Origin of the sequence: Thioalkalivibrio halophilus (genome assembly GCF_001995255.1) — a bacterium.
Taxonomy (GTDB): Bacteria; Pseudomonadota; Gammaproteobacteria; order Ectothiorhodospirales; family Ectothiorhodospiraceae; genus Thioalkalivibrio; species Thioalkalivibrio halophilus.
The window spans coordinates 33,315-41,458 of record NZ_MUZR01000022.1 but is presented as its reverse complement, the minus strand read 5'-3'; the positions used below and the strand labels follow the sequence as shown (position 1 = coordinate 41,458).

General features: G+C 66.5%; 7 protein-coding genes. 3 read left to right on the top strand and 4 right to left on the bottom strand.

Annotated elements, in window-relative coordinates; genetic code table 11:
• The 4 genes from B1A74_RS07245 to B1A74_RS07230 all read right to left on the bottom strand — a co-directional run.
• A partial coding sequence (locus B1A74_RS07245) for a diguanylate cyclase (RefSeq protein ID WP_077244217.1) occupies positions 1-1,808 on the bottom strand: 1,808 nt, incomplete at its 3' end.
• 91 nt (positions 1,809-1,899) lie between these two features.
• A complete protein-coding gene (locus B1A74_RS07240) occupies positions 1,900-2,658 on the bottom strand; it encodes a competence/damage-inducible protein A (protein WP_018946755.1) in 759 nt (252 codons plus the stop codon).
• 48 nt (positions 2,659-2,706) lie between these two features.
• Positions 2,707-3,801, bottom strand: coding sequence for a ferrochelatase (gene hemH, locus B1A74_RS07235; protein ID WP_018946754.1), 1,095 nt, complete (start codon positions 3,799-3,801; stop codon positions 2,707-2,709).
• A 72-nt stretch (positions 3,802-3,873) separates the two neighbouring features.
• The gene (locus tag B1A74_RS07230; RefSeq protein ID WP_077244216.1) at positions 3,874-4,470 is read right to left on the bottom strand and encodes an HNH endonuclease; all 597 of its coding nucleotides are present in this window, start codon (positions 4,468-4,470) and stop codon (positions 3,874-3,876) included.
• Between the two features lie 424 nt (positions 4,471-4,894).
• On the opposite strand from B1A74_RS07230, the gene B1A74_RS07225 reads away from it, so the two are divergent.
• From B1A74_RS07225 to B1A74_RS07215, 3 genes are all read left to right on the top strand, one after another.
• Positions 4,895-5,932, top strand: a complete 1,038-nt coding sequence (locus B1A74_RS07225; RefSeq protein ID WP_077244215.1) for a hypothetical protein — start codon at positions 4,895-4,897, stop codon at positions 5,930-5,932.
• Between the two features lie 298 nt (positions 5,933-6,230).
• On the top strand, positions 6,231-7,670 hold the full coding sequence (locus B1A74_RS07220) for a hypothetical protein (RefSeq protein ID WP_143592242.1): 1,440 nt from the start codon (positions 6,231-6,233) through the stop codon (positions 7,668-7,670).
• On the top strand, positions 7,603-7,977 hold the full coding sequence (locus B1A74_RS07215) for a hypothetical protein (protein ID WP_143592241.1): 375 nt from the start codon (positions 7,603-7,605) through the stop codon (positions 7,975-7,977). The genes B1A74_RS07220 and B1A74_RS07215 overlap by 68 nt, the downstream gene beginning before the upstream one ends.
• Positions 7,978-8,144 lie beyond the last annotated feature (167 nt).

Here is an 8,144-nt window from a genome sequence, read left to right as displayed (position 1 = left end):
GCGTCGATCAGGGCATCGGGTTCGCTCACGGGCTCCGGCCAGGTGGCCACTCCGACGGAGGTGGTGACGGTGCCCAGGCTGCGCCCCTGGTGGAACAGGGCGAGTTCGGCGATGGCCTCGCGCAGTTCCTCGGCGCGGTCGCGGGCCCGGTCGCCGTCCGCCTCCGGCAGAATGACCAGGAACTCCTCCCCGCCCAGCCGGCAGGGCAGCTCGGCCCCGATGAACAGCTTCTGCAGCAGATGGGCGACCGCCACCAGCACCACGTCACCGGCATCGTGGCCGTAGGTGTCGTTGAACTGCTTGAAGTGGTCGACGTCCAGCATCAGCACCGACAGCGGCCGTTCGGCCCGCCGGCAGCGTTCCACCTCGGGCTCGAGCGTCTCGTCGACGAAACGCCGGTTGTACAGGCCGGTCAGCGGATCACGGATGGTCAGGTTGCGCAGGGCCTCGCGCAGGCGGATGTTGGACAGCGCCAGCCCCAGACGCGCCGCGGTGGCGTCCACCAGGCGTTCGTTTTCACCCGCGCTTTCGCCCGGGGAAACCCCGTGCGCCCCGCCCGCCACGTGCAGGACCCCCAGCGTCTTGCCTTCGGCATGCATGGGGGCGCAGATGGAGCCGATCTCCGAATTGCCGTCATGTCGGCAGGCGGGGTTGCGGGCCTCCGGATCATAGACCCAGGTCCGGCCGAGCCGCAGGGCCCAGCAGTCGTCCGGCGCAAAGGTGTCGGGGTGTTCCTCGTGATACTCGCCCCAGCCGGTGATGCGCTCCAGCGAGTGCCCGTCTTCGCTGAACAGATAGACCGTACCGGACAGCCCGGCGAACAGTTCGCCCAGGGAACGCTGGATGATCGCACGGGTTTCATCGAGGGTGCGGCAGGACTGCAGCAGATCGGTCAGCTCGTTGAGGACGGTCATTTCCTTGCGCTGGCGCTCGAGGCTCGCGGCGCGCTCGGTCGCCGCGTCACTGGCGCGGGCCAGCTGGTCGGTGCGCTCGCGCACCTTCTCCTCCAGCTCGTCACGGGAGCGGCTGAGCTTCTGCTGGGTGGCCTCCTGTTCCTGCTCGTATTGCTCCAGGTTCTCCACCATACGATCGAAGGCCCCCGCCAGCGTGGTCAGCTCGCTGGCCCCGTGGATATCCCCCACCCGCACGTTCAGCCGCCCGTCCGAGATCTGCCGCGCGGCGCTGGCCAGCCGCCCCACCGGACGTCGCACGGCCACCTCGCCGAGCAGCCAGGCGATGCCCAGTGCGAACAGAAACACGGCCCCCAGAAGCAGCAGTGTGCGCTGGAACAGGGCATCCACTTCGGAAAACAGCACGTCGGTGGACAGGCCGACGGTCACGATCCGGCGCTCATCATCGCTGCCGAAGACGGTGTAGGCGTAGCCGCGAGTCACGCCATCCAGACCCGCGCTCTCCAGGGTCCCGGCATGACCGCCCTGCGTCCGCACTTCACGCAGCAGGTCCGCCTCGGCCGAGTCGCCTCCGGCCGGCCCGGCGATGTCGGGGGCACGCGCGAGCACCCGGCCTTCCGGGTCCCAGAGCGTGGCGACGGGCGTGCGCACGGCGGCGCGGTCCATCGCGGTCAGGTGTTCCACGGCCCCCAGCGGTTCCTCGTGTCCCGCTTCCACCCGCTCCCGGATCACCGCGGCCAGGGTGGCGAGGTTCTCGACCGCCTGACGGGAATTGATATCCCGGGCCTCCACGGCGGAGTGGATGATCACCAGGGCGACCGGAATCATGGAGAGCAGGGTGAGCAGAATGAGACGGCTGCGGATCCCCGACAGCCAGGCGTGATAAAGGTTCTTCATCGGCAGGTCCCCTGATTTCGGGGCCCAAGTTAGCGCATTTTGGCGCGACCGTCGCATCCTGCCGGCGGCGGACCGGTCCGGGCGGACGAACTCAATGCTCGAGGAAGCCGCCGTCCACCAGATGGCGCCGCAGGGCAGCGCGGGCCTCGGTCACGCGCGGCGCGGGCCCCCGCAGCCCCAGCTCCACCTGCGGGGCCCCGTCGCGCATGCGCGGCAGGCAGGAGATGCGCAGGTCGGGGAAGGCCGCTTCCATGGCCTCCAGCACCGGGACCAGGCGGCTCTCGGTCACGCCCTCCAGCGTCAGGCCCTCCTCCACCGAGCCGGCGGAGGCATCGCGGCCCGGAAAGCGCTGGTCCAGTACCCAGCGGATCATCGGCTCGGCCATGTCGGGGAAGCCGGGTACGCAGTGATGACGGGCGCAGGAGAAGCCCGGGATGCCGTTGACCGGGTTGGGGATCAGTTCGGCCCCTTCCGGCAGGTCGGCCATGCGCACGCGATGCGGCCGGGCCTCGGCGCCGAAGCGCCGCTCCAGCAGCTCGATGAATTCGGGATGGGGCCGCAGCGACAGACCCAGGGCCTCGGCCAGACAGGCGCGGGTGCGGTCATCGGGGGTCGCGCCGATGCCGCCGAAGCTGAACACCTCGGCATCGGTGTCCGCGGTCTCGCGGAAGTTCCGCGTCAGGCGCACGGGATCATCCCCGACGATGCGCAGCCACGCCAGCTCCAGGCCCTTTTCCGCCAGCGCGGCGGTGAGGTTGGCCTGGTGGCGATCGCGCCGCTTCCCGCTGAGGATCTCGTCGCCGATGATGACCGCGCCGATCTCGATGTTGCGTCCGTCGTGGGGCTCCATCCCGCCCTGCTCTCCCCTGCTGTCACGCCGGTGGCGGCACCGGTCCGTTCAGTTCTCCGCACCCAGCGCCAGGGCACGCTCGCGGGCCGCGGCCCGCTGCTCGGGACTATTGTCCGGATCCCCCAGCCACGGCGCCAGATGCCGCCCGGCGAGTTCGGCCAGGAACTGCAGATGGTCGTCGCGATCGTTGAGCGCGGGGATGTAATGGAAGCGCTCTCCGCCGGCCTCGAGGAAGATCTCGCGGTTCTCGTCGGCGATCTCCTCCAGGGTCTCCAGGCAGTCGGCGGAGAAACCGGGGCAGATCACGTCCACCGAACGCACGCCCTGCCCCGGCAGGGCCTCCATGGTCTTGTCAGTGTAGGGCTGCAGCCACTCCTCGCGGCCGAAGCGCGACTGGAAGGTGACCTGCCACTGGTCGTCCTCGAGCCCCAGGGCCTGCGCCAGCTTGTGTCCGGTGGCATGGCACAGGCAGTGGTAGGGGTCGCCGTTGAGCAGATAGCGCTTCGGCACGCCGTGGAACGACATCACCAGGCGATCGGGCTGCCCGTGCTCCTCCCAGTGTTCACGCACGCTGTTGGCCAGCGCCCGGATGTAGCCCTCCTCGGCGTCGTAGCTGGCGACGAACTGCAGATCCGGCACCCAGCGCCAGCCCTTCAGCACCTCCGCCACGGCGTCAAAGGTCGAGCCCGTGGTCGAACCGGAATACTGCGGATACAGCGGCAGCACCACGACCCGCCGCACGCCCTGGCGCCGCAGCTCGTCCAGCCCTTCCTCGATCGACGGGTTGCCGTAACGCATGCCCAGCGCCACCGGCACGTCCTCGCCGGTCTGCTCCGCCAGGCGCGCGCGCACGCCCGCCGTCTGGCGCCGCCCGATGGCCAGCAGCGGCGAACCTTCGTCGGTCCACACGGTGGCGTATTTCGCCGCGCTGCGCCGCGGGCGCACGTTGAGGATGATCCCGTTGAGGATCAGCCACCAGATCGGCCGTGGCACCTCGACCACCCGCGGGTCCCACAGGAACTGCTTGAGGTAGCGCCGCAGTGCCGGCGCGGTGGGTTCATCGGGGGTCCCCAGGTTGGTGAGCAGCACGCCGGCGTCGCGCGCCTGACCGTGGCGGTAATCCGACTCTCCGAAGTACTTCATGACGTTCCTTAATGGCTGGATCCGGCGATGCATGGGAGTCCCGGCCACCGTCAAAGGTTCGACCGGAACGCATCAGGATAGCGCGTCACCCTCGAGACGTCCCCGCAGCGGGCTGGTCCGCGGGAAATGGGCCTGCAGGAATTCCATCTGGTCGGCCAGAACCCGACGCCCCTTCAGATAGATGTACTCGGCATGCGTGGGGGTGAACGGGATCGCCAGCAGCTGCATGCCGGCCTGTTCCGGCGTGCGGTCGGCCTTGTGGTTGTTGCAGCGCTTGCAGGCGGTGACCACGTTCTTCCACATGTCCTGCCCCTGCTGGCTGACCGGGGTCACATGATCGCGCGAGAGCTCGCGGGCGGGGAAATGGCGGCCGCAGTACAGACACAGGTGGGCGTCGCGCCGGAACAGGGTGGGATTGTTGAGCGGGGGGACGTAGTTATCACCCTGGCGGGCGCGGGTACCGTGGGTGGCGATGATGGAGTTGACCTCCACCGAGGACTGGCGGCCGGAACGCGCGTTGATGCCGCCGCGAACGCGATAAAGCGACCGGCCGCAGGCGTAGGCCACCTGCTCGCAGTAATAAAGCCGCACGGCCTGTTCCAGGCCGATCCACTCCAGCGGCATCCCGGAGGCATCCGTGCGCAGGACCTGATGCTCGGTCGGTAACATGACCTCGCCCACCCTCAAGGAAACACGGATTTCCTCACGCGGCTCACGGTTCCGGCGACACCCGCGCCCGTGAACAAACCGGTGCTTCCTCGGCACGTCTTCGCACAATAAACGGCGCCAGCGCGCAATACAACGTCCCGCATGAACGCCGCGTGACCACGGCCGCCCCCTGGCCCGCCGTCGTCCGGCCCTGCACGTCCACAAACAAAACCCCTTCAGGGTTAAGGTATTTGGTCTCGCATCCGGGGATGTGGCGAACTTCGCCCGCCCCGGAGAACCGTGAAGTTCATCACACAAATAGCACAAGATGAACGGGGTTATACCCCCCATGCGATCGCGGCATCGACCCTGCCCTGTGCGTCGAGCCCGGACCGCTCCGCCGGGGCACCAACGGAACCAGAAACCAAAAGAGAAAGGACACAACATGTGGAATCCCGACAAGGTTGACGCACGACTCTGGAAACTCGGCCTGGCCGCCGTCACCCTGACGCTGGTGGCGGGCTGTGGAGGATCGTCCAGCGGGGATGGAGACGACGACGGGGACACGGAAACCGAGACCAGTTCGCTGTCCGATGACGAGGCCGCGGCCGTTGCCGTCGCCGCCGTGATCGACTACGAGAGCTATGCGGGTGGCGACATGGGGCTGTCCCTGACCGGCGACAACGGGGAGACAGACAGCTCTACAGGGACCACTGGCGCGTTGTCGACCAGCGACAACTCCGACGACGGCGTGGATGGCCTTGTTGACGCCTGTGAAGAAGGCGACGGGACGATCGAGGAAAAAGAAGAAGACGGTGAAATCGTCTCGATCAAGCTCACGTTCGAAAACTGCACATTCAGCCCGGAGGATCTGGAGGACGGGTTCGAGGCCGAAGTATTCCTGAACGGAAGCATGGAGCTTCTGGTCGGTGAGGATAGCGAACGGGAAGGCTTCGAGCACCTGACCGAAGCCTCGTACGATGGATGGGAAACACGAGTCTCTCTCTGGAAGAGCGAGGATGAAGGCGAACTCGTCTATGAAGCGGGATTCGGACTGGACGGTGTGACCGCCAACCACTTCACGGACCCCACTACTGACCCGTCCCTGCAGATCCTGAACTTCGAAACCGAGTCCCACGCGTTCTGCGACGGCAAGGATTACGACTTCACCGCCGCCTACGACCTGGAGATTCTGTCCACGCCGCGAGACTCGGGAATTGCTGTAGAGAGCAATGGTTCCGTGGACAATGGCGATGAGGTCGTCGAAATCGAGACCTTGAAAGAGGTGTTCAGTGAACCGGGAGAATTCCCGCGGGAAGGTGAACTAAACGTCTCTCACGGGGGCGTGGAAACTCACATCGAATTCGTCGAGGGCGGCCTGTACATCAACGGCGACTACCAGACGTGGGACGAGTTCGAAGATGAACTCGCCGAACAGCGAGACACTGCCCCCGCTTACGCGGACTGCTTTGACGAAGACTGACCCCTTAGCGGGCTTGCCGTCCGGTGGACGGCACCATCCCCGGGCCCGGATCGCCAGGACGGCGCTCCGGGCCTTTTCTTTTGCGCGATCCGCCCCGCCCCCTCCGGATGCAGGGGGCCATACAGCCCCGAGCCGTCGCCCCGCCTGCCGGCAGACGCAGGTCCGTATGAAAAAACCTCCATTTTCCCCTTCAAACGGAGGGGGAAAACCGTGCTGGCCGCCCTAGCCTGAATACACCGGGCCCCGATACTGCCCCTGGACGACCGGGGGGGGGGCAACGCCACTCGGGAGGCCCCGGATGCGAACCAGCGGACGGTTGGCCGCCCGCCGCAGTGAAACGATGGAGGGAACAGTCATGCAACGAAATCAATGGATCATTCAGGCGATTCTGGCCAGTGTGGGCGCCACCATGGCCCTGAGCGGCTGCGGCGGGGGAGGCGGCGGCGGAGGCGGTGACCCCGCCGTCGACGACGATCCGCCCGAAGAAGAAGAGGTCGCCACACAGGGAAGCTGGCTCTTCTTCTACAACACCCTGTCGGCAATCCACCCGGATGACCCCAATAACCGCCTGGTCATCGATGACCAGGCGGCGACACCCTTCGATGATCAGAACCATGCCCCTCCCCTGGCACTCATTGGAGGGCAATGGACGGGAAGTGATACCGGCCTGGTGGAAAGCCGGGTCAGCCGCATCATTTACTCGGCCACCACCGGGGAGCTCTATCAGGTTGACGCCGACCCGGACACCGACCCTTCCACCGATGGCCGCCAGCAGATGTCCGGGGAAGACATCCCCGCCGACGAATACGTCTGCAACTGGAGTCCCGCGGCGGATTTCGCCAACGAGGAGGATTCGATCATTCTCTACAAGGTCGGGGACGACACCGAGTGTAGCCAGCCGGACAACCCCGACCAGGGCAACTGGAAGGCTGCCAGGATCGACGCCGATGCCAATGATGATCCGGAAGACTTCCCCGGTGATCCGACCAAACCGGTTTACAACGAGGACGGCAGCCTGGATGGCTTCCTCGCGGTAGACGAAGGCCGCGATCTCGTGTTCCTCGACACGGATCTGCAGCAGCAGGGAGACGTTCTGTCTTTGGGAACCGGCCCCACGGGCCTGCCGACCAAGGTAACGTTCCCCGGACGCCCGAATCCGGTGATCGTGGACAGCCAGCTGTGCGTGTACCACCATCAGGATCCCGGGACTGCCGGCGACCTCGAATGCACGGGGTTCTATTTCGAGGACAACGAACACGTCCACACGGGCAACCGGACCGGGCACGAGCATGCCCGTGACGGCGACATCCTCTATTTCATCGATGACGATCAACTGTGGCGAGTGGACCTTGCGGCCGACAACCCGGCCCCGGAGTCCAAATTCGGCCCGGTGGACGTCCCGCCCCTCTTTAGCGCCCTTTACCGGGTCACGGCCACCTCCGACCATGTCGCGTGGACCTTCCCGCTTGATACCAACGACTACACATTCGCGGACGAGACACGGATCGTGACCCTGGACCGCAATGACAATTACAGCGTCGTTGTCGACGAAACCTACAACCCCCCCCCTCCCCACGAACGGCCCGCCTATCCTGCGCCGGGCCGGAGACTGGATCTTCTACAACACCGCCGACGACGAGGCCGTGGCCCGCCGGGTGGACGGATCGGACGTGGAAGTCATCGAGGATGCGATGTGGATCGGACTGACGCTCAACCCCCTGGCGACCGAACCTGGTGACAGTCTGGACACAGTCTTCCTCCTGACGGACGTCACGTCCATGACGGAACACGCCGGGGCCACCCTGAAGGCCGTGTCACCGGATGACCCGGACACCACCGTGACCCTGGGGACGTTCGATCAGGACGTGCGAACCGTGACGATGGCCCACTCGCCCCTGGGAGTCGGCAGCCATCGGCTGCTGAGCGTAACCTCGGGCGACCTGATCGAACCCGACCAGGACGTCTATTTCATCGACCCCGAAACCCCGGACTCGCTGACCCGGGTCACCACGGGTGGTCACCACACGCCGGTGATGAGCCACTAGACCGCAACGGCCTTCGCCGTGCACGGCCCCGCGCGGGCCGTGACCGCCGCCGGCGCCGTGCAGCAAGCGGCCCGGCGGCTTTCCTTTTGCATGTCCGAGCCGCCGGGCCGGCGGTTTATGCGGGACGGCGATTCCGCTACACTCACGGGCTCGTTTTTCGCTGCGGG

What these genes read in the sequence shown, in the direction of transcription:
- B1A74_RS07225 (WP_077244215.1), top strand. Translation starts at nt 4,895, where the DNA reads ATGTGGAATCCCGACAAGGTTGACGCACGACTCTGGAAACTCGGCCTG.
- B1A74_RS07220 (WP_143592242.1), top strand. Translation starts at nt 6,231, where the DNA reads ATGCGAACCAGCGGACGGTTGGCCGCCCGCCGCAGTGAAACGATGGAG.
- B1A74_RS07240 (WP_018946755.1), bottom strand. Translation starts at nt 2,658, where the DNA reads ATGGAGCCCCACGACGGACGCAACATCGAGATCGGCGCGGTCATCATC.
- hemH (WP_018946754.1), bottom strand. Translation starts at nt 3,801, where the DNA reads ATGAAGTACTTCGGAGAGTCGGATTACCGCCACGGTCAGGCGCGCGAC.
- B1A74_RS07230 (WP_077244216.1), bottom strand. Translation starts at nt 4,470, where the DNA reads ATGTTACCGACCGAGCATCAGGTCCTGCGCACGGATGCCTCCGGGATG.